The organism is Streptomyces rhizoryzae (assembly GCF_023155275.1).
GTDB lineage: Bacteria > Actinomycetota > Actinomycetes > Streptomycetales > Streptomycetaceae > Streptomyces > Streptomyces rhizoryzae.
The window spans coordinates 23,358-49,814 of sequence record NZ_JALMUV010000025.1; the positions used below are offsets into that span (position 1 = coordinate 23,358).

Below are 26,457 nucleotides of genomic sequence, written 5' to 3' on the forward strand. Positions count from 1 at the left end.
GCCGCCACCACCAGCAGCACCTGCTGCACCGGCAGCACGTGCCACACCTGCTGCACCGGCAGCACCTGCCGTGCCTTGCGAACCTGCCGTACCACCGCCCCCCACAGGGACGGTGAACCCGGTGGCCACTCCGGCACCGACCACCCCGCCGAAATCAGCGGGACCGCCGGAACCCGCCGGCCCGCCGAAGGCGGCGGGGCCGCCGAGACCCGAGGTGGACGAGGCATGGGGGGCTGGTCTGTTGGACGCGGACGCCACGGGGGCGCACTCCTTTCCTTCCTTCTCGCCTACCGGGTTAGCTGACGGGTTCGGAGCAGGAAGGTCTCCTACGGCACCCCTTGGCGAGAGGCGTCCGATTCACCCCAAGAGGGTGGTTCCCCGGTTCCTTCGGCGCAATTCCCGGCAAATCCAGGCGGATCCGGCAAGGACCGGAACCGTTCGTTCCGGGTGACCCGTCGCGGTACGAGGACACGGATCGGGCGGCTCGGAGTGCCGGCTCGGGCGGGCCGCCCGGAGTCGTTCTGGACGTGCGGGAAGAGCGCGTACGGGATTCGGCGTCGGCGCGCGGTGCCGCCACTGGCGACGGCTGGGACAACCGCGCTCCGTTATCGGACAGTAATAGAGACGGCGCGGGAAATCCAAGCGTTCCCACGAATCCACGGGAGTTCCGAAAGCCCTCCGAACGACCTTTGGCGTGGACTTTTACCCCCAGCACGGCTGCAATCAGGGCGAGTTGCCGCCTCGTCGCCAAACGATCTTCCGATGATTGTGCGCGACTCGTTATGCGGAGGGACGCCCCGCAGTTACGTAGCGTGAGGACGGTAACGTCGCCTCATGGCCGTCAACGTCGCGCACACCGGGAACGTCGTCAACAACCCGCAGGAAGTGGCGGAGCGGTACCGGGAGTTCTCCTGGCACCAGGCGCGGGGACGGTCCGAGGCGCACGCGGAGCTGGCCGCCCGGATCAGCGGGGACGCGGAGCTGTGCGACCTGCTGGCGGGTTCGCTGCCGGCCGGCGCCAAGCAGCAGCCGGACCTCCTGCTCGCCGCGGTGCGCTATCTCGACGGCCCGCACGCGGAGTTGGGGCCGCGCGGCGAGCTCGCCTACGGGCGGTGGCGCGAGTGGGCGATCCGGCACTGGGACGAGGTCCGCGCGGTGATCATGCGCCGCTCCGCCCGGTCCGATGAACCGGCCCGCTGCGCCCCGCTGCTGCCCCTGCTGGCCCGTATGCCACAGCCGCTGGCCCTCCTGGAGGTCGGGACATCGGCGGGGCTGTGCCTGTATCCCGACCGGTATCGGTACCGCTATCACCGGGCGGACGGCCCCGCGTATGACCACCGGGCGGACGATCCCACGTACGGCCACCGGGAGGGCGGACAGCCGTACGGCCACCAGGACGGTCGCCCGCACGGCCACCAGGCGGACGGCCCCGCGTACGGCCACCAGGCGGGCGGGCGCCCCTCCAGGCAAGGGGGTGACGGCGCGTCCGGGTACGGGGAGGGCGGGGCCGACGGCGGCGCCGTCACGTTCACCTGCCGCACCAGTGGGGCGGCACCGTGGAGCGAGGGCGGCGCGGCGGCGCTGCCGGGCCCGCTGCCGGAGGTCGTCTGGCGCGGCGGCATCGCCCCGGACCCGCTCGACCCGGTCGCCGACCCGGACGACCTCCGCTGGCTGCGGGCCCTCGTCCGGCCGGGCGACGAGGCCCGTACGGAACGGCTCTCGGCGGCCGTGGCGGCGATGCGGACGGGTCCGCGGCCGCACCTGGTGCGCGGCGACCTGCTCGGCGAACTGCCGGGGCTGGCCGCCCGGGTGCCCGCCGGGGCGACGCTGGTGATCTTCCACAGCGCGACGCTGGCCTACCTGCCGCCCGCCCGGCGCGAGGAGTTCGCCCGGCTCGTGCGGTCGCTGCTCGCCGAACGGGACGGCGGCGGGCACTGGATCTCCCAGGAGCACCACAGCGTGCTGCCGTGGATCACCGCGCCGGAGCACCGGTCGCTGCGGCCGGAGGACCCCATGCTGCTGACCCTCGCCCTGGACGAGCGCCCGGTCGCCCTCACCGACCCGCACGGCCACAGCGTCCACTGGCTGCGGCCCCCGCTCCCGTAAGGGGGTGACCCGGCCCTCCGCGCGCCTCCGGCCCGCGGGCCCCGATCCGCCCGGTTTGCCCGGGGCACCCGGTCCATCCGGGTCCGCGCGCTTCCGGGCCGCACACCGGCGTCGTCCGCACGCCTCCCCACCCCCCTACGCCTGCGCCTGCGCCTACGCCTACGCCTCCAACGGGCGCTGGACCGCCAGGAGTGCCATGTCGTCCGCGGGGGCGCCTCCCGTATGGCGGGCGACGTCCTCGGTCAGGACGTCCAGCAGGTCGTCGGGCCCGGTGAACCGGCTGCCGCGCAACCGGGCGCAGGGGTCGTAGAACCGGCCGGCCCGGTCGCGGGCCTCGGTCACCCCGTCAGTGAACAGGAGCAGCAGCGCGCCGGCCGGGAAGAACGTCTCGTCGACACGGTCCGGCCAGCCCGCCACGTCGCTCAGGCCCAGCGGGAGCGCGGCGGCGGACGGGGGCAGTTCCCGCAGCCCGCCGTCGGGGGTGAGCAGCAGCGGGGGCGGGTGGCCGCGGTTGAGGACCCGGAGGGCCGACCGGTCCCCGGCGGGGATCTCCGCCAGGACGGCCGTGGTGAAGCCCTCGAACCGGTCCAGGCCCGCCCGGCGGCCGCCCTCCCGTTTGAGGGCGCGCTCCAGCCGGCCCGCGACCGCCTCCAGGGTGGCTTCCTGCTCCGCGGCTTCCCGGAAGGCGCCGATGGCGACCACCGCGGCCTCCACCGCCTCCAGGCCCTTGCCCCGCACATCGCCGACGATCATCCGTACGCCGTGCGGGGTGTCCTGGATGGCGTAGAGGTCGCCGCCGATCCGGGCGCCGGCCCGCGCGCCCACGTAGCGCGCGGCGACCGCGAGTCCGGCCACCCGGGCGGGCGGGGCGGGCAACAGGGCCCGTTGGGCGGCCTCCGAAACGTCCCGGGCGGAGGCCAGCCGGGCGTCGCTCGTCCGTACGACCCGGTTGATGCCGAGTGCCAGCAGCGCCACGACGACGACCGTGGCCGACTCGGTCACCGACTCGTAGTAGTCCTCGACGCCGTGGTAGGTGGCGATGAGGAGTTCGCTGACGATGGCGGCCAGGGCCGTGACGGCGGTGGCCCGGAACGTGTAGAGGGGGGCGGCGACCAGCGGGGCGGCGGAGAGGAAGGGGGCCGCGGTGTACTGGGGCGGGGTCAGGACCTCGAAGACGACGCCCAGGAGGATCAGTACGGCGGGGAGCCAGCGCGCCAGCCGGCGGACGAGCGGGGGCATCTCGTCGTCCCGGGCCCGCCGCTCGCCCTCGTCCGTGCGGTGTCTGCCGCCTCGAAGCATCCGCACCGGCCTCTTCCCGTTCCCGCGTTCCGCTCCACCGCCGACCGGCCCGGGCCCGGGCCCGGCACTACGGCGCCCCGCCTTGCGCAGGGCCGCCCGGCAACCACACCCGCGGGCCACCACGGATACGCGGCGACACCGCCCGTAAACGCGGGGGGCACTGCCGCCCGTACGCGAGGAGCCACCGCACGAACGCGCAACCCCGCGCGAGACCGGAGCGAGTCGCCGCGCCCGGACGCGGGGCGCCGGATACCCGTCGCTGCATGTCGCACCGCCGCACGCCGTGCCGTCCTGGACGCCGCCGCCCGTGTCGCCGCCTCGTCACCTCGCCGTCCCGCCGTACGCCGCGGAGCACCTGACGGGGCGTGACGCCGGTGGGGCCGCTGGGCCTCGGGCGCGCGCCGCCGGTGGCGTTCCCGCCGTGGGCGTCGGGCTCGGCGTCCGTCGCGGGGACGCACGCCGTCCCCCCAGGCTTGCCGCCGGCCCGCCGCCCGGCGAGTCCGCCTGACCCGTCCGGGGTATGCCTCAGGCCGGGGCCGCCCCACCCCCTACGGGCCCCACCCCCGCCGGGCCGCCGTGGCGGGTTTCATGGGGTGCGGCGCAGCGCTCGAACCGCCAGGCGGACGCATACCGCTGTGAGCGGAAGTTCTGCGAACAACGCCATGACCAGCGCCGCGCGCAGTTCGCTCCCGCCGGCCGCGGTCATCGTGTCGAACCAGGCGTCGACGGTGAGCAGGGCGGCCGTCGCGGCGGCGACCGGCACCAGCCGCCGATCGCCGCGGGTGGCAAGCAGACCTGTGGTGATCAGGCCGACCGCCTCCAGCGCGTCCAGCCCCACCCAGGCGGCGGACCAGTGCGCGGCACGGAAGGTGGCCGGCAGGCTGGTGGCCAACACGACGAGCCACGGCAGTAGCGCCACCCCGCAGCCGACCAGGACGAGACCCCGCCGGCGGCCTGGAAGGCGGTCCGGACGACGGCGCTGCGGGCCGGGGAGCGATCCCGTGCGCGGGTTGTGCGGCCTGCGTATGCCGCGCTCGGCGTCCGGCTCCGGGAACAGTTCGATGATTTCCTGCACGCCCTTCAGCCTGAGCCGCACGGCGATCACAGTCAGTAATGCCGGGTGCCGTTCCCAGGGTGGTGCCAGCTTCACCATCGATCCGGATACACGATGCATGGCATAGCCCTCACCTGGCGCTTTACCGTCGGGCCATGACGATTCCCCGGGCGCTGCGGCGCAGAGTTGTTCGGGTCCGGCGGGACACCGGTTTCTTGGCGGCCGGGATTCCGCTGCACCTTGCGCTGGTGCCGTTGTGGAGCTGGATGGCGAGTGTCGCGAATCCGAAGGCGTGGCGGGTGCTCCCGCTCCCGGTTGTGCTGATCTTGCTCGGGGTGCTGGCGCTCACCGCTGTGCAGCGACGCCGTTACCGGGCGCTGTTGGGAGTGGAGATCCGCCGGCTGCCGGCCGCGCGCGAGGAAGGGTGGCTGAGGCGCGCTCTGCGGTGGCTGTCCGTGGCCCAGACCTGGCGGCAGGCCGCATACCACCTGCTTGTCGGTCCGCTCCTGGCTGTGGTGGAGCTGGGGGTGGTCGCTGCGTGGGTCGCGGGCCTGGCCGGCGTCACCGTCAACGGGTGGGCCTGGATGTTGCCGGTCCAGGTTCGCCTGGACTACGTCGACTACGCGACCCAAGCGGTGTACTACACCGCGGCAGGCGTGCTGCTGCTGTGCGCCGCACCCTGGCTGACCGGGCCGGTGACCCGCGCCGAGACCCGGATCGCGCTCGCGCTGCTCGGGACCAGCCGCTCCCAGCAGCTTCAGCAGCGTGTCGAGCACCTCTCCGAGAGCCGCACCGACCTGATCGACGCCGTCGATACCGAACGCCGCCGCATCGAACGCGACCTGCACGACGGCACCCAGCAGCGCCTGGTCTCCCTCGCGGTCAACCTGGGCCTGGCCAAGGCCGCCCTCACCAACCTGCCGGACGAGGCCCGCACCGTGATCGACGAGGCACACCGCGAGGCGAAGGAGGCCATCGCCGAACTCAACGACCTGGTGCGCGGCCTGCACCCGGCCGTCCTCGAAGACCGCGGGCTGGACGCGGCGCTGTCCGGGCTGGCCGCCCGGGTACCGATCCCGGTACGGCTGCGAGTCGACCTCGAGGAGCGAGCGGCGCCCACCGTGGAGTCGGTCGCCTACTTCGTGGTCTCCGAGGCGCTCACCAACGTCACCAAGCACGCCCGCGCCAGCCGCGTGGACGTCACTGTCAAACAGGTCGGGAGAATGCTGCGCGTGAACATCACCGACGACGGGATCGGCGGCGCAGACACCTGCACCGGCAGCGGACTGAGCGGGCTGGCCAAACGGGTCGGGTCCGTCGACGGCACCTTCCACCTCAGCAGCCCGGTCGGGGGCCCGACCACCATCGCCGTGGAGCTGCCGTGCGAGCCGTGATCGCCGAGGACTCCCTGCTGCTGCGCGTCGGGCTCGTCAAGGTCCTGGAAAGGGCCGGCTTCGAGATCGCCGCCGAAGTCGGCGACGCCGAAGCCCTGCTTGCGGCCGTCGGGGAACACCGGCCCGGGCTGGCCCTGGTCGACGTCCGCATGCCACCCGGCTTCACCGACGAAGGCGTGCGCGCCGCGCTGGCGATCCGTGAGCGATGGCCGCGGACCGCGGTGGTACTGCTCTCGCAGTACGTCGAGGAGCGGTATGCGGCCGACCTGCTGACGGCCCACACCAGCGGCGTCGGCTACCTGCTCAAGCAACGCGTCGCCGACGTGGAGGAGTTCGTGGCTTCCATCCGGCGGGTTGCAGCCGGGGGCACGGCACTGGATCCCCAGGTGGTCGCCCAGTTGCTCGTGCGCCGCCGCAGCGACCCGCTCGATCGGCTGACGCCACGCGAACGGGAGGTACTCGCCCTGATGGCCGAGGGACGCTCCAACACCGGGATCGCCGAGGCCCTGGTCGTCAGCGACAGCGCAGTGGCCAAGCACATCAACAACATCCTCGCCAAACTCGACCTGCCCGCAGCCGACGCCGACCACCGGCGCGTCCTCGCCGTCCTGAGATTCCTCGGCGCTTCCCCGACGTAACCGACCCGCCGTCCTGCGGGCCCACCGCGAACACCAGGGGCAGGAGCGGAAGGCGTGGGGGGGGGGGCGGCCTGACGCGGTGCCTGCCGCGCCGTCCGCTCACGCATCGCTCACGCGCCCGGCCGGAAAAGCGACGCGCCCCGGCCGATGATCTCCGGCCGGGGCACTGATCCGCAGGTCAGAGACCTGCTCCGCATCGTTTTCGGTGGGCCATCAGGGGCTCGAACCCTGAACCAATGGATTAAAAGTCCACTGCTCTGCCAATTGAGCTAATGGCCCGCACCGAGCAGCATAGCCCGAGGAGGTGCCGCAGCCCGAAGGCATGAGGGATCTGGCCAATCCACGGCGTGCCGCGGGCCCGCCCGGTCCACCCCGCCGCCCCCGGTACGGCCCGCTCCGCGCCCGTACACCCCAGATCAAAGCCCAGGGCCCGTACGGCACTTGGGTGCGGTACGGGCCCTGAAGGTCATGCAGGCCGGCGGCGGGAATCAGCCACGGCCGGTGGTTCAGCCGTTGCGCTTCCAGCGCGGCTTGTCCTCGCGGCGGCCGAAGCCGGACGCGCTGCCCGAGCCGCGGTGGTCGTCACGACGGCCGTAGGGGCGGTCGCCGCCGGAGCGGTAGCCGGAGGACGGGCGGCCGCCGGGGCGGTCGTCGCGGTTGAACGGGCGGTCGCCGCCACCGGAGCGGTAGCCGCCGGAGGAGCGCCCGCCGCGGTCGTCGCGGTTGAACGGACGGCTCGGGCGCTCACCGCGGTCGCGGTGGAAGCCGCCGCGGTCGTCCCGGCGGTCGAAGGAGCGGCCGCCGAAGCGGTCGTCCCGGCGGTCGCGGTCGCCGCCGCGGTCGCGGTCGCCACCGCGGTCCCGGCCGAAGCCGCCCCGCTCGTCCCGGCCCTCGCCGCGCCGGTCGTCCCGACGGTCATCGCGACGGTCGAAGGAACGCCCGCCGAACCGGTCGCCACCGCGCTCACGGTCGCGGTCCCGGCCGAAGCCGCCCCGCTCCTCGCGCCGCTCGAAGGACCGGCCGCCCGAGCGCTCGTCCCGGCGGTCGCGGTCACCACCGCGGTCGCGGCCGAAGCCGCCCCGCTCGTCCCGGCCCTCGCCCCGGCGGTCGTCCCGCCGCTCGAAGGAACGCCCGCCGAACCGGTCGCCACCGCGGTCACGGTCGCGGTCCCGGCCGGAACCGCCCCGCTCCTCGCGCCGCTCGAAGGACCGGCCGCCCGAGCGCTCGTCCCGGCGGTCGTCCCGCCGGTCGTACCCGCGGCGCTCGCCCGGTCCGGCCTGGGCCGGCACGACGGCCTCGGCCGCCGCCGCCTCGGCCGCCTCCGCGGCCTCCTGGGCGGTGGCCGCCAGCGCCTCCGCCGGGTCCTCGCCGCGCTCGCGGGCGGCCCGGGCGGTCAGCCGGTCGGCCTCCTCGCGCAGTTCGGCGGCGCGGCGCTGGAGCCGCTCCAGCTCGCGGGCCAGGACGCTGACCTCGCGCTCGGCCTGCTTGGCGGTGTTGTTCGCCGACTCGGCCTGCACCTCGGTGAGCGAACGCGCACCGGTGATCCGGGCCAGGTCCTCGTCGAACGCGCCGGCGCCGCCGACGATGTGGCGCGAGGCGTCCACGCCCGCGTCCTCCATCAGGCGGAAGATCTGGCGGCGCTGGTGCGGCAGGGACAGCGACACCACGGTGCCCTCCCGGCCGGCGCGCGCGGTGCGGCCGGCGCGGTGCAGGTAGTCCTTGTGGTCGCCGGCCGGGTCCACGTTCAGGACCAGGTCGATGCCGTCCACGTGGATGCCGCGGGCGGCGACGTCGGTGGCGACCAGCGCGTTGAGGTAGCCGTCCTTGAAGTCGGCGAGCACCCGGGAGCGGGCGCCCTGGGTCATGCCGCCGTGCAGCGCGTCCGCCTTCACGCCCGCCTCGATCAGCTGCTCGGCGACCCGCTCGGCGCCCAGCTGGGTGCGGACGAAGATGATGGTGCGGCCCTTGCGGGCGGCGATCGCGGCGGTGACCGGCGCCTTGTCCTTCGGCTTCACGACGAGGACGTGGTGGGTCATGGTCGTGACGTTGCCCTGGGCGCTGTCGACCTCGTGGCTGACCGGAGCGGTGAGGTAGCGCTTGACCAGGGTGGAGATCTCGTTCTCCATCGTGGCCGAGAACAGCATCCGCTGGCCGCCCTCGGGCACCTGGTCCAGCAGCTCGGTGACCTCGGGCAGGAAGCCCAGGTCGGACATCTGGTCGGCCTCGTCGAGAACGGCGACCCGGACGTCCTCCAGGGAGCAGGCGCCGCGGTTGATGATGTCCCGCAGGCGGCCCGGGGTGGCGACGAGGACGTCGACGCCGCGCTCCAGGGCGTAGATCTGGTTGCCCATGGACGTGCCGCCGCAGACGACCTTCATCTTCAGACCGAGGACGTCGCCGTACGGCTGGAGGGCGTCCGCGACCTGCATCGCCAGCTCGCGGGTCGGGGTGAGGATGACCGCGCGCGGCTTCTTCTTGTCGGTGTGGCCGCCGGCGAGGCGGGCCAGGGTCGGCAGACCGAAGGAGAGGGTCTTGCCGGAGCCGGTGCGGCCGCGGCCGAGGATGTCCTTGCCGGCCAGCGCGTCGGGGATGGTCGCCGCCTGGATGGGGAACGGGACGGTGACACCGTTCTGGGCGAGCTTGCGGACGACGCCCTCGGGCAGGCCGAGGTCCGCGAAGGTCACGGTCGCGGCGTCGTCGCCGCCGTCCTCGGCGCCCTGCTCGTCGGCCTCGACGGCCTCGGCAGCCTCAACGGCTTCGACGGCCTCGACGGTCTCGGTGGTCTCCGCGGCCGCCGCCTCGGGGGCGTGCTGGTCGGCGGGGGCTGCGGTCTGCTCGTCGTGCGCGGGCAGGGCGGACTGTTCAGTGGAAACGGACATGCGAAATGCGAAACCTTCCGGAGTCTCGGCACGCGCCCACAACTCCGTGTGATTTCACAAAGACCGCCTCTATGCGGTCAGCCACGGCAAGGGAGAGAACGCGCCACACGGCGCGCTGTTGACAGGGCGCCGGGCAAATGGGATCAAACGATCTACCACCATACGCACCCAGCCCCCCGCAAGGCAAATGCCCTGCCGCCCTTCCCGCTGTGTTCGTCCTCACGCCACCGTACGGCCCCGGGCGACCGGCTCCCCCCACCGCCCGGGGCCCGGCCGCGTCACCGCCCGGGGCGCCGGCGGCTCAGGCGTCCCACTCCGCCTGGGACGCCATCGGCGAGGAGAGGGCGGAGGACCCGGCCCCCGGGGCGGAGCCGTGTCCGGAGGACGCGGGGGGCACGGCGACCGACGCCTTCGGGACGAGCGGCGACGGGCCGGACGCGTGGACGCCGCCGCCCGCGGACGAGGGCGTGCCGGCCGGCGGGCTCGGCTCGGGGGTGGGCGCGCCGGGGCCCGGCCCACCGGTCGGCGACGGCGGGTGGGCGGGCCGGGACGGCGAGGGCTGCGCGGGCCCGGGGGTGCCCGCCTGGCCGCCGGTGCCGCCGTGGCCGGGCGGGGCGCCGGGTGCGGGCCCGGACGGCTTGGCCGGCCCGGGCGTGCCCGGTGCGGGCGGCGGCGCGGACTCGGGGGCCTGCGAGGCGCCGCCCCCGGCCTCCCGGTCGGCCTCGGTGCCGCGGCCGCCCGGGCGCGCGGGGCCGCCGTGGCCCAGCCGGTGCGGGCCGTCGCCCCGCCCGTCGGCGGTCAGCCCGCCGGGCCGGTGCGCCTTGCCCTTCTCGTCGCCCTGCCGGGCGGTGCTGCCGGACGGCTTCGGGGTGCCGGGGTCGCTGACGCTCATGCAGCCGGCCAGCGAGGCGGCCAGCGCGGAGACCGCCACCGCGGCGGCCGTCACCCGCGCCCTCGACCGGGCGGCCACCCCGGGCACGGCACCGGACGGCGCGGAGGGCGCCCGAGGCGCGGAGGAGGCTGACGAGGACGCGGACGACGGACCCGCGGGCGACCCACCGGCGGAAGCCCCGCCGGCAGCAGGCCCACCGGCAAAGGGCGCACCCGCAGGCGGCCCGTCCGCGCGCGGCCGCGCAACGGGCTGCCCGGCGGGCTGTTCGGCGGGCTGTTCGGCTGGCTGCTCAGCGGGCTGTTCGGCGGCGGGTGTCGGGCGAGGGGGCATCGGGCACACGGGCGGGACCTCCGGATCCGGAGCGCAGGGACGGCGGCGTCGGACGCCCTGCCCAACTCCCGCCCCCGGCCCGAGGACACGCGGCCGCCGCCGCGCACCCGGTCCGGACGCCCTCGGTCTCGCCCTCAGCCGTAGCCGAGCGCGTGCAGCCGCGCGTCGTCGATGCCGAAGTGGTGGGCGATCTCGTGAACGACCGTCACCTCCGTCTCGGCGACCACGTCTTCCCTGGTGTCGCACATCCGCAGGGTCGGGCCCCGGTAGACGGTGATGCGGTCCGGGAGGACGCCCGCGTACCACTCGCCGCGCTCGGTGAGCGGGGTCCCCTCGTAGAGCCCGAGCAGCCCGGGGTCGCCGGCGGGGGGCTCGTCCTCGACGAAGACCGCCACGTTGTCCATGAGCCGGGTCAGTTCCGGTGGGATCCGGTCCAGCGCCTCGGCGACCAGTTCCTCGAACTCCTCGCGCGTCATCTCCAGCACGCCCCCATTGTCCGCCACCGGCCGGCGCGGCACGGCCTCCCCGGCCGTTCGGAGCGGCCCCCGGCGGGGCCGCAAGCGGAGTCCGGACGTCCCGCATAACGGCCGGGGCAGCCGGGCATACGGGACCAATGGCCCGCGCAGCGCGCTCCCGGACATCGCCTCCCGACCCGCCGGACCGCCCCGGCCCCCGTCTGCCGCGCCCCCGCCGCCCGAACCGCCGGACGGCCGCCCGGCGGCGGTCCGCCCCGGTCCCACGGCGGCCCGGCGGCCCGCGCCGTACGGATCCGGTCACCTCGCTCGCCCCGCCCGCGCGCCCGTACGCCCGGGCCCTGGGGCTGGCGGCCGTCAGCCTGCTCGGGGCCTGGCTGGGGCTGCTGGTGCTCGGTACGGTGCACGCCCCGGTCGGCCCGATGGACACCAGCATGGCGCTGCGGCCCTCGCTGGCCGGCGGCACCCGGATCACCGTGCCGCCGCTGGGCGACCTGGCGCTGGACAGCCACCGTGCCCCGGTCCGGCTCGACGTGGACGTCGACCGGCTGGACCCGGCCCGCTCGGCGGCGCTGGTCGACCACCCGGAGCGGTTCGCCGGGCTCCAGGCCCAGGTCACCCACGACGTGCTGCACGGCGCCGCGGGGCTGGTGGTGACCTCGTGCGCCGCGGCGGCCGGCGGCGCCACCGCGCTGGGCCTGGCCGTCTACCGCCGCCCGCGCCGCGCGCTGGCCGCCGGCGGGCTCGCGCTCGCCGTGCTCGCCGCTTCCGGGGCCGCCGCGTACGCCACCTGGAACCCCAAGTCCGTCCTGGAGCCGCGGTTCTCCGGACTGCTCGGCTCGGCCCCCTCGGTGGTCGGCACCGCGCGCAGCATCGTCAGCGAATTCGGCGTCTACCAGCAGGAGTTGGCGCGTCTGGTGACGAACGTGAGCAAGCTGTACGACACCGCCTCGACGCTGCCGGCCTACCGGCCGGACCCGTCCACCCTGCGGGTCCTGCACGTCTCCGACATCCACCTCAACCCGGCCGCCTGGCACCTCATCGCCTCCCTGGTGCGGCAGTACCGGATCGACGTGATCATCGACACCGGCGACACCATGGACCACGGCTCGGCCGCCGAGAACCGCTTCCTCGACCCGGTCGCCACCCTGGGCGCGCCGTACGTCTGGGTGCGCGGCAACCACGACTCGCGCGGCACCCAGCGCGCGCTGGCCGGCCGCAAGCACGTCACGGTCCTCGACAGCGGGCACGTCACCCGGGTGGCCGGGGTGCGCATCGCGGGCGTCGGCGACCCGCAGTTCACCCCGGACCGCTCGGTGGCACCGGCCGGGGACGCGGCCGAACGGGCCGCCGGGGACCGGCTCGCGGAGGTGCTGCGCACCGAGCGGCTGGCCGGCACCCCGGTGGACATCGCGCTGGCCCACAACCCGGAGGCGGCGGCGCGGACCGACGGCCTGGTGCCGCTGGCGCTCGCGGGCCACCTGCACCACCGGGAGACCAGCACGCTGCCCCGGGGGACCCGGCTGATGATCGAGGGCTCCACCGGCGGCGGCGGGCTGCGCGCCGTCCAGGGCAAGGAGCCCGCGCCCGTCCAGGCGTCGGTGCTCTACCTGGACCGCGCCACCAAGCACCTCCAGGCGTGGGACGAGATCACGCTGGGCGGGCTGGGGCTCGCGCGGGCCGAGGTCAGCCGCCATCTGCCGCGGGAGAACCAGCCCGGCGGGCCCGGCGGCTCCCGGTCCCCGGGGCCTTCGGCGACACCGTCCGACCGGGCCGGGTAAACCGTTTTGGCGAACGGTCCTCCCATCCCATATGCTTCTCACGTCCCCGACGGGGCCGGTAACGGCGCCAAGGCGGGCCATCAGCCCTCATCGTCTAGTGGCCCAGGACGCCGCCCTTTCAAGGCGGTAGCACGGGTTCGAATCCCGTTGGGGGCACGCACCACCGTGTGCGAGACTGGTGCACGCCACTCGCACAATGCAAGGTCCTGTGGAGCAGTTTGGAGTGCTCGCCACCCTGTCAAGGTGGAGGCCGCGGGTTCAAATCCCGTCAGGACCGCTGCGGCTGGGTAGCTCAGTTGGTACGAGCGTCCGCCTGAAAAGCGGAAGGTCGCCGGTTCGACCCCGGCCCCAGCCACACCCATTGGGAGAAGATCCCGGTTCGGAAACGGACTGGGATCTTCTTCTTTTTCCGGCCTTCTTCTCCGGTTTTTCCGGCCTTCTTCTCCGGATGGGTCCGGGCCGGTGCCGGGGGCCGTTCCGCACCTGTCCGGACCTGGCCGACCGGCCCGGGCACCTCGGGGCACGCCGGGCCGGGCCGCGGGTCAGGGGGCGGCGTGGGCGGGGGCGGTGTCGCGGCCGCCGGGGTGGCGGTGGCGCCAGAACCAGAAGACCGCGCAGGAGACCAGCGACCAGCCGGCCAGCACCAGGAACGGGAAGGCGTGCTGGTGGCCCCGGAAGTAGACGGCGGTGTGCTGGGCGTTGACCGAGGCGCCCGGCGGCAGCCAGCGGCCGATCAGGCCGAGGACGGACGGGAGCAGCGGCCAGGAGACCGCACCGCCGGACGAGGGGTTGCCCAGGAGGACCATCAGGCCCCAGGTGGGGATCATGGCCCAGCGGCCGATCAGGGTGTTGAACATCGTGAAGACCATGCCGGACGTGAACATGGTCAGCGCGAGGATCAGCCAGGACTCCACGAACGGCAGCCGCAGCGCGCCCAGCCACCAGTCGACCACCGCGCCGATCGCGAAACCGCCCAGCAGGGCGTAGGCGGCGGTGAAGGCGATCCGCTCGGCCGGGTTGAGGCCGCGGGCGTGCACGCTGAGCTGGATGGCGCCGACGAAGCCGATGATCACGGCCGCCAGGGAGATGTAGAACAGCGCCAGTCCGCGGGGGTCGCCGTGCTGGAGCGGTTTGACGTCCCGGACGGTGACGGGCACGCCGGTGGCCGGGCCGACCTTGGCGGCGGCCTCGGACAGAAGCTGGGCCACCGTCGCGCCCGACGCGCCGGAGACGTTCAGCTCCACGCCGCGGCCGCGGGTCCGCAGCACCGCGAACTCCCGCTGGTCGTCGACGGCCGCGCGGGCCTGCCCGTAGGTGGCGTAGCCGGTCAGCCGGAGGGAGGCGTTCAGGGCCTGCTCCATACCGCTGACGAACGCCTTCTGCTGCGGGGCGGCGGGGCCGGTGACCACGGCGGTGGGGATGTGCCGGGGGGTGGGGTTGGCCATGGTGTAGCTGTACGAGCCGGCGAAGAGGCCGGCCGCGGCGGCGAGGATGACCACCAGGACCACGGCCGGGAGGAACGGCGAGGCCCGGAAGGCCGCCCAGCGTTCCGCCGCGGTCCGGGGCCGGCCGTGGGCGCCATGCGGGACGTTCTCCCCTTCATGATCGCGCATGCCCCCCACGCTAAGGCACCGATGTCCGACATACCGCCCGGGGCCGCAGCGGTCTGCCGCACCCGGGGGCCGGGGCCCGCCCGCAAATGGTTCGCCAGTCTTTTCCGCGAGGTGAGATCCTGGGGGACGTATGTCCAGTCAGCCTGCCTCCGCCCCCGCCGACGGCGCCGCCCCCTCGCTGTCCTCCCTGCTGAAGCGACTGCCCGAGCTGATGCTGCGCGATCAGCAGCGGCTGGGGCGCCGGCTCGACGGCGCCCGCCGGATCCGCAAGCCCGACGCGCGGGCGGCGGTGCTCGCCGAGATCGCCGCCGGCCTCGACGAGGCCGAGCTGCGGGTGGCGCAGCGGCGCGCCGCGCTGCCGGTGGTGAGTTATCCGCCGGAGCTGCCGGTCAGCCAGAAGAAGGACGAGATCCTGGCGGCCATCCGCGACCACCAGGTGGTGATCGTCGCGGGCGAGACCGGTTCCGGGAAGACCACCCAGATCCCCAAGATCTGCCTGGAGCTGGGACGCGGCGTCAAGGGCCTGATCGGGCACACCCAGCCACGCCGGATCGCGGCCCGCACGGTCGCCGAGCGGGTGGCCGAGGAGCTGAAGTCGCCGCTGGGCGAGGTGGTCGGCTGGAAGGTCCGGTTCACCGACCAGGTCGGCGACGACACCCTCGTCAAGCTGATGACGGACGGCATCCTGCTCGCCGAGATCCAGACGGACCGGGAGCTGCGCCAGTACGACACGATCATCATCGACGAGGCGCACGAGCGCAGTCTCAACATCGACTTCATCCTGGGCTATCTGGCGCAGCTGCTGCCCCGCCGCCCGGATCTGAAGGTGGTCATCACCTCCGCGACGATCGACCCCGAGCGGTTCGCACGGCACTTCGGAAGCGTGGCGGCCGTCGGCGGGCAGCCGGCCGGCGGGGACGGCGGCACCGGGGCCGGGGACGGCGCCACCGGGGACGGCGAGCGGCCGAGCGCGCCGATCGTGGAGGTCTCCGGGCGCACGTATCCGGTGGAGGTGCGGTACCGCCCGCTGCTGGAGGAGGGCGGCCAGGACCCGGACCGCGACCAGATCACCGCGATCTGCGACGCGGTGGACGAGCTGCGGGCCGAGGGCCCCGGCGACATCCTGGTGTTCCTCTCCGGTGAGCGGGAGATCCGCGACACCGCGGACGCGCTCAACAAGAAGAACCTCCCCGCCACCGAGGTGCTGCCGCTGTACGCGCGGCTGTCGCACGCCGAGCAGCACCGGGTCTTCCAGCGCCACACCGGCCGGCGGATCGTGCTGGCGACGAACGTCGCCGAGACCTCGCTGACCGTGCCGGGCATCAAGTACGTGATCGACCCGGGCATGGCCCGGATCTCCCGCTACAGCTTCCGCACCAAGGTGCAGCGGCTGCCCATCGAGCCGGTCTCGCAGGCCAGCGCCAACCAGCGCAAGGGCCGCTGCGGCCGGACCAGCGACGGTATCTGCATCCGGCTGTACTCCGAGGAGGACTTCCTCTCCCGGCCGGAGTTCACCGACGCGGAGATCCTGCGGACGAATCTGGCCTCGGTCATCCTCCAGATGACCGCGGCCGGCCTCGGCGACATCGAGAAGTTCCCGTTCATCGACCCCCCGGACCGCCGCAACATCAAGGACGGTATCGACCTGCTGCGCGAGCTGGGGGCGCTGGACCCCGCGCAGAAGGACGCCCGCAAGCGGCTGACCCCGCTGGGCCGGAAGCTCTCCCAGCTGCCGGTGGACCCCCGGCTGGCCCGGATGGTGCTGGAGGCGGACCGCACCGGCTGCGTCCGCGAGGTCATGGTGATCGCGGCAGCGCTGTCCATCCAGGACCCGCGCGAGCGGCCGTCCGACAAGCAGCAGCAGGCCGATCAGCAGCACGCCCGCTTCAAGGACGAGACCTCCGACTTCCTGGCGTACCTGAACCTCTGGCGGTACGTGCGCGAGCAGCAGAAGGCGCTGTCGTCGTCCGCGTTCCGCCGGATGTGCCGCGCGGAGTTCCTGAACTACCTGCGGATACGCGAGTGGCAGGACATCTACTCGCAGCTGCGGACGGTCGCCAGGAGCATGGGCATCCATGGGGACGCCGGCTCCGACCAGGGGGCGCCGGCCGCGGGCGACGCGGCGCCGGAGCACCTGCACACCGCCCTGCTCTCGGGTTTGCTTTCGCACATCGGCCTCAAGGACACCGAGGCCAAGAACGAGTATCTGGGCGCCCGCGGCGCCAAGTTCGCGGTGTTCCCCGGATCCGCGCTCTTCAAGAAGCCGCCGCGCTGGGTGATGTCCGCGGAGCTGGTCGAGACGTCCCGGCTGTGGGCGCGGGTCAACGCCCGGATCGAGCCGGAGTGGATCGAGCCGCTCGCCGCGCATCTGGTGAAGCGGAACTACAGCGAGCCGCACTGGGAACAGAAGATGGCCGCCGTGATGGCCTACGAGCGGGTCACGCTCTACGGCGTCCCGATCGTCGCCCAGCGCAAGGTCAACTACGGGCGGATCGATCCGGAGACCTCCCGCGAGCTGTTCATCCGGCACGCGCTCGTCGAGGGCGACTGGCGCACCCACCACCAGTTCTTCCATGACAACCGCAAACTCCTCGGGGAGGTCGAGGAGTTGGAGCACCGCGCCCGGCGGCGCGACATCCTCGTCGACGACGAGACGCTCTTCGACTTCTACGACCGGCGGATCCCGGCCGACGTGGTCTCCGGGGCGCACTTCGACTCCTGGTGGAAGCGGAAGCAGCGGGACGAGCCGGACCTGCTCACCTTCGAGCACTCGATGCTGATCAACGAGTCCGCCGAGGCCGTCACCAAGGACGCCTACCCGGACTCGTGGCGCCAGGGGAAGCTGAAGTTCAAGGTCACCTACCAGTTCGAGCCGGGTGCGGACGCGGACGGCGTGACCGTCCACATCCCGCTCCAGGTGCTCAACCAGGTCTCCTCCGAGGGCTTCGACTGGCAGATCCCGGGCCTGCGCGAGCAGTTGGTGACGGAGCTGATCCGTTCGCTGCCCAAGCCGATCCGCCGCAACTACGTCCCGGCACCGAACTTCGCCGCCCGCTTCCTGGACGGCACCGTGCCGCTCCAGGGCGCCCTGACGGCGTCGCTGGCCGCGGGCCTGCAACGGATGGTGGGGGTGCCGGTGGACGCCGCGGACTTCGACCTCGGCAAGGTCCCGGACCACCTGAAGATCACCTTCCGGGTGGTCGACGAGCGGCGCCGCAAGCTCGCCGAGGCCAAGGACCTGGAGGCGCTGCGCCTCCAGCTGAAGCCGAAGACCCAGGCCGCCATCTCCCGGGCCTTCGCCCAGGCCGCCGAGCGGCCCGGCAGGGACCGCCGGGGCGCCGGCCGCGGTGAGGCCGCCCCGGCCGGCCCGGAGCAGCGCACCGGCCTGACGTCGTGGACGATCGGCACCCTCCCGCGCACCTTCGAGACCCGCCGCGCCGGCCACCCGGTGAAGGCGTACCCGGCGCTGGCCGACGAGGGCAGCAGCGTCGCGGTGCGGCTGTTCGACACCGAGGACGAGCAGCGGACGGCCATGTGGGCCGGCACCCGCCGCCTCATCCTGCTCAACATCCCCTCCAACCCCGCCAAGTTCGCGCAGGACAAGCTGAGCAACCAGCAGAAGCTGGCGCTGTCCCGCAATCCGCACGGCTCCATCGGCGCGCTCTTCGACGACTGCGTGACCGCCGCCGCGGACCACCTGATCGCGGTCCGCGGCGGCCCGGCGTGGGACGAGGAGGGGTTCCGGAAGCTGTTCGACGCGGTCCGGGCCGATCTGGTCGACGCGACGCTGAAGACCGTCCGGCAGACGCAGGAGGTGCTGGCCGCCTGGCAGGCGTGCGAGCGCCGGCTGAAGGCGACGGCGTTCCCCTCGCTGCTGCCGTCGCTGGCGGATGTCCAGGAGCAGCTGGCCGCGCTGATCAAGCCCGGCTTCGTGACCGAGCACGGCGCGCAGCGGCTGCCGGACCTGCTGCGCTACCTGGTCGCCGTGGACCGCCGGCTGACGCAGCTGCCCACCAACGCCGAACGGGACCGCAGCCGGATGGCGAAGGTCAAGGAGATGCAGGACGAGTACGCCTGGCTGCTGGAGCAGTTCCCCCCGGGGCGCCCGGTGCCGGCCGCGGCCCGGGAGATCCGCTGGATGATCGAGGAACTCCGGGTCAGCTACTTCGCGCACGCCCTGGGGACCGCGTATCCGGTCTCCGACAAGCGGATCATGAAGGCGGTGGACGCCGCGGCGCCGTAGGCCCGGCCGGGCCCGGGGGCGGTGCCCGGGTCCGAGTTCGACCGCACCCCCTGACCTGCTGTACAGTCTTGCTTCGCAGCCCGCCGCAAGCGGGAGGCAACGCAAGGTCCTGTGGAGCAGTTTGGAGTGCTCGCCACCCTGTCAAGGTGGAGGCCGCGGGTTCAAATCCCGTCAGGACCGCCTCTCACGGCCCGCACCGGTTTCCGGTGCGGGCCGTTCTCGTTGTCCGCGGCTCTCGTTGTCCGCGGCCTCGGTCCGGAGCGCGCGCCGGGGTGCGTACGGGAGGTGCGCGGGGGGTGCGCGGGGTGGCCCGAAGCCCCCGGACGGTACGGCGGGGCGGCGGCGGCCGTCTTGACGGCGGCACCTGCCGCCGGTAGTCACCTAAGAAGGCGTGGGGCCGGGAGGTGGCGGGCGATGGCGGCTGCGGTACGGCACGAGACCAGGGCGCTGCTGCGCGCCCACCTGTCGGCGGCGCTCCGCTACGGCTACCGCCATCTGACCCGGCACTGCCCGGTCTGCCACCAACTGCTCCGGCTCGCCATGGAGCCGCACGGCGCCCGCTCCGGGCCCGCCGCACCCCCGGACGCCCCGGACGCCTCCCCGGCCGTCTGCGCGCCGCCGGCGGAGGACGAAAGTCCCGCCGCACGGTGACCAAGGCCGCCTGCGCCGCCGGTCGCGCGGTGACAGGCCGGTACGGAGAAATCGGCGGAAAGGCGCTATACCCCAGCGGCTATAGGGGTTCAAGAACCCTGCCGTGTGACGGGAGTCACCGAACAAGTTCCGCGGGATGGGGAACTTACCACCCGCCTACAACAGGTCCATTTAATATGTGCAATTGCACCACCCCTCCGAAGCGCCGAAACGAGACCGCCAGGTCCGGTCCGGCGAGGCCCTCCAGGGCCCCTGGAGCGCCGCTGGCGCGCCTGCCGGAGCCGACCGACGCCAGGGCGCCCCGAGGGGTCCGCGCGGCCCGGGAGCGGCCGCACACAAAAGAGATCGCGCCGGACCCGGCGGAGTCCAGCGCGATCGATGACGTACCCGGATGGAGCGGGCATGGGGCCTGTTGGGGCAGGCGCCGCGTCGTTATGAGCTCTGTGGAGCGTGTGGAGCGGGTGGAGCCTGTGGAGCAAAAAACTGGCGTTTCCGGGTTGGGGGGCCCGAAAACAGCCTGGTTATGCGGTTATTCAGGACTCGCTGCGCTGCTGCGGGATGCCCGCGAGCAGTGCGCGGACCTCAGCCTCGCGGTAACGCCGGTGCCCTCCGAGCGTGCGGATGGACGTGAGCTTGCCTGCCTTGGCCCAGCGGGTCACCGTCTTCGGGTCCACGCGGAACATCGTGGCGACCTCGGCGGGGGTAAGCAGCGGCTCGGCGTCAGGGGTGCGAGCGGTCATGAGCGGCCTCCTCGGGAGAACCGAACCATCACGGTTCTTTCCTCTAAATTCTGCACCTTGACCCGCGTTGCCCGAAATGGCGGACGCGGGCCGAGTCGGTTATAGGACGAACGGCTTGTCCTCGGCACTACAACTACACCATCTGTCCAGCCACGTCGGCCAAACCGATGGAATTGCCCTCTCAGGTGTTCAACCTCGGCGGATGCCGATGGACCGGGCCATAGCGGACAGTCACACCCCCGTGACGATCAGTCACAACACGACCACCCGCCACGAGACCCCTCAAGGAGCGCAATACCGATCTATCCGCCCTTAGTTGGACGGAAGGAGCCAAAGTCAGACTCCTTGTCCTATTTTGGCACGAGGGTGCACCTTGAGAGCAAGACCCGAAGTCAGTGCTTTAGGTCACGCTTGAGGTAATAGCCCGGATCGGGACCTACGTCCCGAACGTCCCGTCAGGTCCCACCACACCGGCAACAGGGCGCCGGCGGCCCGGTGTTCAGCTGGAGAACTGGCGTTCGCGCACCCGGCGCCACCGCTGCGAGAGCTTCTCGTACGCGGCCCCGGCCCGCTCGCCGTCCCCCTCGCGCAGCGCCGCCAGCCCCTCCGCCACCTCGGCGACGGAGCGGTCCTCGGCGAGCTGCCCCTCGGGTACCGCGTGCACCAGCCCTCCGTAGTCCAGCTCCACGAGTGAGCGCGGGTGGAATTCTTCGAGCCAGCGCCCCACATCTACCAGGCCGTCGATCAGCGGCCCCTCCTCCAGGGCGTCCCGGAGCGTCCGCAGCCCGCGGGCGACCCGCCGGCGCGCCTGCACCATCGGCGTCCGGTAACGCAGCGCGGGCGCGTCCTCACCCTTGGTGTACTCCCGCTCGGCGTCGTCGAAGAGGACGAACCAGCGGACCGGCACGTGCCAGGTGGCGGCGCGGATCCAGGGGCGGGCGTCCGGGTTGCGCTCGCGCCACCGCTCGTAGTCGGTGGCCGCCTGCCGCCGCACCACCGGGGGCAGCGCGGCGTCCAGGACGGAGGCCGGCAGCAGCTCCTCCAGGGCGGCCAGCGCCTGCCAGCCGCGCAGCCGGGTCCGCCAGGGGCAGATGCAGGTGACGCCGTCCACCACGGCGACGAAGGCGTCACCGCTCTCGTGGACCGGGACCGGCACCGGCGGGGTCGGCAGCAGATCGGCCAGCGCCCGGCGCTGCTCGTCCACGGCCGTGGGGGTGCCGTCCCGTTCGGCGTAGCGCGCCCAGTAGGAGCGCTCCGGCTCCGGGAACGCTGCCAGCGGCTCGTAGACCCGCAGATACGCCACATACGGGACCCGCACCGACGATGCCAAGGCCACGCCCGCTCCTTCAAGGAAAAGTCCACCGCCCGGAGTTGCCTACCCCCGCCCGGCCCGGATACGGCAGATCGTCCCATGCCCGTCCCCCGGGAGAGGGTGATCCCCCGGACCTGACCGATCAACGGGGCCGTGAGGACTTACGCTCATCTCAACCGGCCCTCCCCACCCACAGGAGGGCGTCCTCCGCGACTATGGGAGTCACCACCGTGACCGACGTACGTCCTGCCCCTGCGGACGCCTCCGGCGGCGTCCTGCAGACCCTGTTCCGCACGGAAGCGGGCGGCCACGAGCAAGTCGTCCTCTGCCAGGACCGGGCCAGCGGCCTGAAGGCCGTGATCGCCATCCACAGCACCGCCCTGGGCCCCGCCCTCGGCGGCACCCGCTTCCACCCGTACGCCTCCGAGGACGAGGCCGTGCTGGACGCCCTCAACCTCGCGCGCGGCATGTCGTACAAGAACGCGCTGGCCGGGCTGGACCACGGCGGCGGCAAGGCCGTGATCATCGGTGACCCCGAGCTGATCAAGACCGAGGAACTGCTGCTCGCCTACGGCCGGTTCGTGGCCTCGCTCGGCGGCCGCTACGTGACCGCCTGCGACGTCGGCACCTACGTCGCCGACATGGACGTGATCGCCCGGACCAACGAGTGGACCACCGGCCGCTCCCCCGAGAACGGCGGCGCCGGCGACTCCTCCGTGCTGACCGCCTACGGCGTCTTCCAGGGCATGCGGGCCTCCGCGCAGCACCTGTGGGGCGACCCCACGCTGCGCGGCCGCCGGGTCGGCATCGCGGGCGTCGGCAAGGTGGGGCACCACCTCGTCGAGCACCTGCTCAAGGACGGCGCCGAGGTCGTGATCACCGACGTCCGCGGCGCCTCGGTGGAGCGGATCCTGGCCCGCCACCCCCAGGTGACCGCGGTCGCCGACACCGGCGCGCTGATCCGCACCGAGGGCCTGGACATCTACGCGCCCTGCGCGCTGGGCGGCGCGCTGAACGACGAGACGGTGCCGGTGCTGACCGCGAAGGTGGTGTGCGGCGCGGCCAACAACCAGCTCGCGCACCCGGGTGTGGAGAAGGACCTCTCCGACCGCGGCATCCTCTACGCGCCGGACTACGTCGTGAACGCCGGCGGCGTCATCCAGGTGGCCGACGAACTGCACGGCTTCGACTTCGACCGGTGCCAGGCCAAGGCCGCGAAGATCTTCGACACCACGCTGGCGATATTCGCTCGTGCGAAGGCGGACGGGATTCCGCCGGCCGCCGCGGCCGACCGGATCGCCGAGGCGCGGATGGCGGAGGCCCGTCGCGGCTGACCCGGTCCGGACCCCGGCCACGTGGCCGGAAACACACCCTTGTGCGGCCCGCCGCGGGCGGTTGGGGAGACATCCCTCACCACCCGTCGGCGGGTCGCCGTACGGGACAGGTTAAAATCGCAGTTGACCAGCGTGGACGGGGCACCGTGCCGGTCGTGCCGAGCGGTGGGTGATGCGGGCGACGTACCGTATGGCCGCGGAAGCAGGTACCGTTAAAGCCCTACGGGCCGGTCTCTCCGTCGAGAGCCCGCTCTGAATCATGAACGCGTGTCAAGACTCTGGGGCCACCGAGCCCCGTCATTGAGGGGGTCGACCCATGGGGCGCGGCCGGGCCAAGGCCAAGCAGACAAAGGTCGCCCGCCAGCTGAAGTACAGCAGCGGTGGGACAGATCTCTCACGACTGGCCGAAGAGCTTGCATCGCAGTCGAACCAGCAGCCTCCGAACCGCGAGCCGTTCGAGGATGACGAGGACGACGACCCGTACGCGCGGTACGCAGAACGGTACAACAGCGAGGACGACGAGGAAGAGGGCCACTCCTCCCAGCGTCGTCGCGCCTGACGCTCTGCGCGGCCACGGGACTCATAACACCATCACGGACCCGGTCCAGGGAATCCCCCGGACCGGGTTCTCTGCTGCGCGCGGGACCGGGGCCGCCGGCCCGGCGGCCCCGCGCGGCGGCCGTGTCAGCTCGCGTACTCACCGGTCAGGGCCACTGCCTCGGCGTGATCGCCGCGCTCGACGATCTCCCCGCTGACCCAGGCGTCCACGCCGCGGTCGGCCAGGGTGGCCAGGGCGACGTCCACCGACTCCTGGGGGACGACGGCGATCATGCCGACGCCCATGTTCAGGGTCTTCTCCAGCTCCAGCCGCTCCACCGAGCCGGCGGAGCCGACCAGGTCGAAGATCGCGCCCGGCGCCCAGGTGGCGCGGTCCACGGTGGCGTGCAGGCCGTCCGGGATCACCCGGGCGAGGTTGCTGGCCAGGCCGCCGCCGGTGATGTGCGAGAAGGCGTGCACCTCGCAGGTGCGGGTCAGCGCCAGGCAGTCCAGCGAGTAGATCTTGGTGGGCTCCAGCAGCTCCTCGCCGAGGGTGCGGCCGAGCTCGGGGACCTCCTGCTCCAGGGAGAGGCCGGCCCGGTCGAAGAGGACGTGGCGGACCAGGGAGTACCCGTTCGAGTGGAGTCCGGAGGACGCCATCGCGATCACCGCGTCGCCCGTACGGATGCGCTCCGCGCCCAGCACGCGGTCGGCCTCGACCACGCCGGTGCCGGCGCCGGCCACGTCGAACTCGTCCGGGCCCAGCAGCCCCGGGTGCTCGGCGGTCTCGCCGCCGACCAGCGCGCAGCCGGCCAGCACACAGCCCTCGGCGATGCCCTTGACGATCGCGGCGACCCGCTCCGGGTAGACCTTGCCGACGCAGATGTAGTCGGTCATGAACAGCGGCTCGGCGCCGCAGACCACCAGGTCGTCGACGACCATGGCGACCAGGTCGTGGCCGATGGTGTCGTAGACGCCCATCTTGCGGGCGATGTCGACCTTGGTGCCGACACCGTCGGTGGCCGAGGCCAGCAGCGGACGCTCGTAGCGCTTGAGCGCGGAGGCGTCGAAGAGGCCGGCGAAACCGCCAAGCCCGCCGACGACCTCCGGGCGGGTGGCCTTGGCCACCCACTTCTTCATGAGGTCCACGGCGCGGTCGCCGGCTTCGATGTCGACACCCGCGCTCGCGTAGCTGGCACCGGTTGATTCAGCGGACATGGCCGATAACTTTCGTTCGGGTGGTGTGACGAGCTCTACGGGCGACGCAGCGCGTCGGCGCCGCCGACCCCCACGGTGAGCGTCCGGAGGCCGTCCACGTCGGACGTGGCCGGGGCCTTGGTCTCGGACTCCAGGAGGTGCTTGCCCAGCAGCTCGGGGTCCGGCAGCTCCATCGGGTACTCGCCGTCGAAGCAGGCGCGGCACAGCTTCGGCTTGTCGATGGCGGTCGCCTCGATCATGCCGTCGATGGAGATGTACGCCAGCGAATCGGCGCCCAGCGACGTACCGATCTCCTCGACGCTCAGCCCGTTGGCGATCAGCTCCGCGCGGGTGGCGAAGTCGATGCCGAAGAAGCACGGCCACTTGATCGGCGGGGACGAGATCCGGATGTGGACCTCGGCGGCGCCGGCCTCGCGCAGCATCCGGACCAGGGCGCGCTGGGTGTTGCCGCGGACGATCGAGTCGTCGACGACCACCAGGCGCTTGCCGCGGATGACTTCCTTGAGCGGGTTGAGCTTGAGGCGGATGCCGAGCTGGCGGATGGTCTGCGAGGGCTGGATGAAGGTCCGGCCCACGTAGGAGTTCTTGACCAGGCCGGAACCGTAGGGGATGCCGCTGGCCTCGGCGTAGCCGACCGCGGCCGGGGTGCCGGACTCCGGGGTCGCTATCACCAGGTCCGCGTCGGCGGGCGCCTCGGCGGCCAGCTTGCGGCCCATCTCCACCCGGGAGAGGTAGACGTTGCGGCCCGCGATGTCGGTGTCGGGGCGGGCGAGGTAGACGTACTCGAAGACGCAGCCCTTGGGGCGGGCCTCGGCGAAGCGGGAGCTGCGCAGGCCGTCCTCGTCGACGGCGATCAGCTCACCGGGCTCGATCTCCCGGATGAAGCTGGCGCCGACGATGTCCAGGGCGGCGGTCTCGGAGGCCACCACCCAGCCGCGCTCCAGGCGGCCCAGGACCAGCGGGCGGATGCCCTGCGGGTCGCGGGCGGCGTAGAGCGTGTGCTCGTCCATGAAGCAGAGCGAGAAGGCGCCCTTGACCTTCGGCAGGACGCGGGGCGCGGCCTCCTCGACGGTCAGCGGCTTGCCGTCCTCGTCGACCTGGCCGGCCAGCAGGGCGGTGACCAGGTCGGTGTCGTTGGTCGCCGCGACCTGGGTGGCCCGGCCGCCCTCGCGGGGCAGCGCGGCGACCATCTCGGCCAGTTCGGCGGTGTTGACCAGATTGCCGTTGTGGCCGAGCGCGATCGAACCGTGCGCGGTGGCGCGGAACGTCGGCTGGGCGTTCTCCCACACCGAGGCACCGGTGGTGGAGTAGCGGGCGTGGCCCACGGCGATATGGCCCTGGAGGGAGCTGAGGGAGGTTTCGTCGAAGACCTGGGAAACCAGGCCCATGTCCTTGAAGACGAGGATTTGGGAGCCGTTGCTCACCGCGATGCCCGCGGACTCCTGTCCACGGTGCTGCAGCGCGTACAGCCCGAAGTAGGTGAGTTTGGCGACCTCTTCTCCCGGGGCCCAGACTCCGAAGACGCCGCAGGCGTCCTGGGGGCCCTTCTCACCGGGGAGCAGGTCGTGGTTGAGTCGTCCGTCACCACGTGGCACGTCCCAGAGTCTAGGGCAGGTCGCGGATTCATCCGAACCGGGGATGGCAGGGCGGCTGGAGGAGTGCATGAACGGCGCGTTAAGCGTGCTTGACGTGCCCACGGCCGCACGGCCAGGATTCCTGCCCATGCAGACCCCGCAGCCCTTGGCGCGCCTGGCGTGCCACCGGGCGCCCCACCGCGCGCCGCGCCTGGTGCGCCGCCGCCACGTCGACCTCGGTCGGCTGGCCAGCGCCGTCTGTCGCCGCGGCTGACCCGGGCGGCCGGGCGCCACCGCGCCGCCGCCGAGCTGCACGCTCCCGTTTCCCTCCGCACACCCGCCAGGGCTTTTCCGGCGGATCCGCGCCGTATGCCGGATCCGTGCCGGCC

Annotated in this window: 19 protein-coding genes, 5 tRNA genes and 1 riboswitch; of the genes, 13 read left to right on the plus strand and 11 right to left on the minus strand. The window is 73.2% G+C overall.

Annotated elements, in window-relative coordinates; all coding sequences use genetic code 11:
* Positions 1–269 precede the first annotated feature (269 nt).
* A riboswitch (cyclic di-AMP (ydaO/yuaA leader) is annotated at positions 270–403 on the minus strand.
* A gap of 431 nt (positions 404–834) precedes the next feature.
* Complete coding sequence (locus MUU72_RS20235) at positions 835–2,106, plus strand: DUF2332 domain-containing protein (protein WP_248014740.1); 1,272 nt, start codon at positions 835–837, stop codon at positions 2,104–2,106.
* A gap of 159 nt (positions 2,107–2,265) precedes the next feature.
* On the opposite strand, the gene MUU72_RS20240 is transcribed toward MUU72_RS20235, so the two are convergent.
* Together MUU72_RS20240 and MUU72_RS20245 are read right to left on the minus strand one after the other, a co-directional pair.
* A complete protein-coding gene (locus MUU72_RS20240) occupies positions 2,266–3,405 on the minus strand; it encodes a PP2C family protein-serine/threonine phosphatase (protein WP_248014809.1) in 1,140 nt (379 codons plus the stop codon).
* A gap of 586 nt (positions 3,406–3,991) precedes the next feature.
* A complete protein-coding gene (locus tag MUU72_RS20245) occupies positions 3,992–4,579 on the minus strand; it encodes a hypothetical protein (RefSeq protein WP_248014741.1) in 588 nt (195 codons plus the stop codon).
* A 35-nt stretch (positions 4,580–4,614) separates the two neighbouring features.
* Here MUU72_RS20245 and MUU72_RS20250 point away from each other — a divergent pair, with 35 nt between their 5' ends.
* Both MUU72_RS20250 and MUU72_RS20255 read left to right on the plus strand, forming a co-directional pair.
* Positions 4,615–5,853: a sensor histidine kinase gene (locus tag MUU72_RS20250; protein ID WP_248014742.1), complete on the plus strand. Its 1,239-nt coding sequence runs from the start codon at positions 4,615–4,617 to the stop codon at positions 5,851–5,853.
* Positions 5,841–6,491, plus strand: coding sequence for a response regulator (locus tag MUU72_RS20255; RefSeq protein WP_248014743.1), 651 nt, complete (start codon positions 5,841–5,843; stop codon positions 6,489–6,491). The genes MUU72_RS20250 and MUU72_RS20255 overlap by 13 nt, the downstream gene beginning before the upstream one ends.
* Positions 6,492–6,697: 206 nt before the next feature.
* Here MUU72_RS20255 and MUU72_RS20260 read toward each other — a convergent pair.
* The 4 genes from MUU72_RS20260 to MUU72_RS20275 form a co-directional block, all read right to left on the minus strand.
* Positions 6,698–6,770 (minus strand) — tRNA-Lys (locus tag MUU72_RS20260).
* Positions 6,771–6,997: 227 nt separating this feature from the next.
* The gene (locus MUU72_RS20265) at positions 6,998–9,370 is read right to left on the minus strand and encodes a DEAD/DEAH box helicase (protein ID WP_248014744.1); all 2,373 of its coding nucleotides are present in this window, start codon (positions 9,368–9,370) and stop codon (positions 6,998–7,000) included.
* Between the two features lie 301 nt (positions 9,371–9,671).
* The gene (locus MUU72_RS20270; protein WP_248014745.1) at positions 9,672–10,340 is read right to left on the minus strand and encodes a hypothetical protein; all 669 of its coding nucleotides are present in this window, start codon (positions 10,338–10,340) and stop codon (positions 9,672–9,674) included.
* Positions 10,341–10,726: 386 nt separating this feature from the next.
* Entirely contained in the window at positions 10,727–11,077 is a 351-nt protein-coding gene (locus MUU72_RS20275; RefSeq protein ID WP_248014746.1) for a metallopeptidase family protein, read from the minus strand.
* A gap of 128 nt (positions 11,078–11,205) precedes the next feature.
* On the opposite strand from MUU72_RS20275, the gene MUU72_RS20280 reads away from it, so the two are divergent.
* The 4 genes from MUU72_RS20280 to MUU72_RS20295 all read left to right on the plus strand — a co-directional run bounded on the left by MUU72_RS20280 (position 11,206) and on the right by MUU72_RS20295 (position 13,201).
* Complete coding sequence (locus MUU72_RS20280) at positions 11,206–12,846, plus strand: metallophosphoesterase family protein (RefSeq protein ID WP_248014747.1); 1,641 nt, start codon at positions 11,206–11,208, stop codon at positions 12,844–12,846.
* Positions 12,847–12,929: 83 nt separating this feature from the next.
* Positions 12,930–13,002: transfer RNA gene (locus MUU72_RS20285), tRNA-Glu, on the plus strand.
* A gap of 46 nt (positions 13,003–13,048) precedes the next feature.
* A tRNA-Asp gene (locus MUU72_RS20290) sits at positions 13,049–13,123 on the plus strand.
* 4 nt (positions 13,124–13,127) lie between these two features.
* A tRNA-Phe gene (locus MUU72_RS20295) sits at positions 13,128–13,201 on the plus strand.
* A gap of 187 nt (positions 13,202–13,388) precedes the next feature.
* On the opposite strand, the gene MUU72_RS20300 is transcribed toward MUU72_RS20295, so the two are convergent.
* The gene (locus MUU72_RS20300; RefSeq protein WP_248014748.1) at positions 13,389–14,459 is read right to left on the minus strand and encodes an ABC-2 transporter permease; all 1,071 of its coding nucleotides are present in this window, start codon (positions 14,457–14,459) and stop codon (positions 13,389–13,391) included.
* 130 nt (positions 14,460–14,589) lie between these two features.
* Between MUU72_RS20300 and hrpA the strand changes: the two genes are divergently transcribed.
* From hrpA to MUU72_RS20315, 3 genes are all read left to right on the plus strand, one after another.
* On the plus strand, positions 14,590–18,702 hold the full coding sequence (hrpA, locus tag MUU72_RS20305) for an ATP-dependent RNA helicase HrpA (protein WP_248014749.1): 4,113 nt from the start codon (positions 14,590–14,592) through the stop codon (positions 18,700–18,702).
* A 105-nt stretch (positions 18,703–18,807) separates the two neighbouring features.
* Positions 18,808–18,882 (plus strand) — tRNA-Asp (locus MUU72_RS20310).
* A gap of 234 nt (positions 18,883–19,116) precedes the next feature.
* Positions 19,117–19,353 carry a DUF6274 family protein gene (locus tag MUU72_RS20315; protein ID WP_248014750.1) on the plus strand — a complete coding sequence of 79 codons (237 nt, stop codon included), beginning with the start codon at positions 19,117–19,119 and terminating at the stop codon, positions 19,351–19,353.
* Between the two features lie 533 nt (positions 19,354–19,886).
* Here the strand turns inward: MUU72_RS20315 and bldC are convergent.
* Together bldC and MUU72_RS20325 are read right to left on the minus strand one after the other, a co-directional pair.
* Complete coding sequence (bldC, locus tag MUU72_RS20320) at positions 19,887–20,093, minus strand: developmental transcriptional regulator BldC (protein WP_003980577.1); 207 nt, start codon at positions 20,091–20,093, stop codon at positions 19,887–19,889.
* 499 nt (positions 20,094–20,592) lie between these two features.
* Positions 20,593–21,429, minus strand: coding sequence for a DUF8083 family protein (locus MUU72_RS20325; RefSeq protein ID WP_248014751.1), 837 nt, complete (start codon positions 21,427–21,429; stop codon positions 20,593–20,595).
* 191 nt (positions 21,430–21,620) lie between these two features.
* Here MUU72_RS20325 and MUU72_RS20330 point away from each other — a divergent pair, with 191 nt between their 5' ends.
* Both MUU72_RS20330 and MUU72_RS20335 read left to right on the plus strand, forming a co-directional pair.
* The gene (locus MUU72_RS20330; RefSeq protein ID WP_248014752.1) at positions 21,621–22,739 is read left to right on the plus strand and encodes a Leu/Phe/Val dehydrogenase; all 1,119 of its coding nucleotides are present in this window, start codon (positions 21,621–21,623) and stop codon (positions 22,737–22,739) included.
* 316 nt (positions 22,740–23,055) lie between these two features.
* On the plus strand, positions 23,056–23,298 hold the full coding sequence (locus MUU72_RS20335; RefSeq protein ID WP_248014753.1) for a DUF3073 domain-containing protein: 243 nt from the start codon (positions 23,056–23,058) through the stop codon (positions 23,296–23,298).
* A 125-nt stretch (positions 23,299–23,423) separates the two neighbouring features.
* On the opposite strand, the gene purM is transcribed toward MUU72_RS20335, so the two are convergent.
* Both purM and purF read right to left on the minus strand, forming a co-directional pair.
* On the minus strand, positions 23,424–24,494 hold the full coding sequence (gene purM, locus MUU72_RS20340; protein WP_248014754.1) for a phosphoribosylformylglycinamidine cyclo-ligase: 1,071 nt from the start codon (positions 24,492–24,494) through the stop codon (positions 23,424–23,426).
* A gap of 35 nt (positions 24,495–24,529) precedes the next feature.
* Positions 24,530–26,089, minus strand: coding sequence for an amidophosphoribosyltransferase (gene purF / locus MUU72_RS20345; RefSeq protein ID WP_248014755.1), 1,560 nt, complete (start codon positions 26,087–26,089; stop codon positions 24,530–24,532).
* 127 nt (positions 26,090–26,216) lie between these two features.
* On the opposite strand from purF, the gene MUU72_RS35910 reads away from it, so the two are divergent.
* Positions 26,217–26,342, plus strand: coding sequence for a putative leader peptide (locus MUU72_RS35910; RefSeq protein ID WP_372503229.1), 126 nt, complete (start codon positions 26,217–26,219; stop codon positions 26,340–26,342).
* Positions 26,343–26,457 lie beyond the last annotated feature (115 nt).